Annotated in this window: 1 protein-coding gene and 1 pseudogene; both read left to right on the plus strand. The window is 69.0% G+C overall.

The features are described 5' to 3' along the window. Positions 1–230 (plus strand): annotated as a pseudogene (locus tag EOA28_RS37410) (DUF58 domain-containing protein); the annotation flags it as partial. Continuing rightward, positions 227–783: BatA domain-containing protein (locus tag EOA28_RS37415; RefSeq protein ID WP_189342423.1), on the plus strand; the 557-nt coding region annotated here is incomplete at its 3' end. The pseudogene EOA28_RS37410 and the gene EOA28_RS37415, both read left to right, overlap by 4 nt.

The following is a 783-nucleotide window of genomic DNA, read 5'->3' on the forward strand; positions in this document are numbered from 1 at the left end:
AATACCGCCTGCTTGACCGGGCCCGCCGCGAGGAGCTGGCCGCATGGTGCAAGCGCCTCGGCTGGAGCTTTACCGCCAATCACACGGACCGGCTCGCCTCCGAAGCGCTGGTGCGCGTCCACATGGCAATGACCGCCGACGGCAGTCATGCAGGGCTGGCCGACAAAGGTCATGCAGGGCTGGCCGATAGAGGTCACCCCCCGCAGGCCACTGGAAAGGCGGTCGCATGAGCTGGCTGCCGCTTTCCTTCGGTGCGCCCATGGTGCTGTGGGGCCTTCTGGCGCTGCCGGTGATCTGGTGGCTGCTCAGGCTCACCCCGCCCAAGCCGCAGACGGAAGTTTTCCCGCCGCTGAAAATCCTGGCCCGGGTCCTCCGACGCGAGGAAACCCCGCAGCAAAGCCCGTGGTGGCTGACGCTGCTTCGGCTGCTCATGGCGGCGCTTGTCGTGATGGCGCTGGCCGAGCCGGTCTTCAATCCGCGCGAAAAGCTGCCGGCGGAAGGTTCCGTCCTGGCGCTTGTCATCGACAACAGCTGGGCAAGCGCCGCTGACTGGGGCAAGCGCGTCGCCACCGCCGAGCGGCTGATAGCCGACGCCGGATCTAACGGCGTGCCGATCGTCATTGCCTTCACCGCCGAGAAGCCCAATGCCGAGATCGGCCCCTTCGATGCCTCGGCCGCGCTCGACCATCTGCGCGCCGCCAAGCCGCGGCCGATCCCCACCGACAGGCCCGCCGTCTATGCCCGCGTCGCCGCCGCGTTGGAGCGGCTGCCGGGCGCCAGCGT

The organism is Mesorhizobium sp. M2A.F.Ca.ET.067.02.1.1 (assembly GCF_004023285.1).
Taxonomy (GTDB): Bacteria; Pseudomonadota; Alphaproteobacteria; order Rhizobiales; family Rhizobiaceae; genus Mesorhizobium.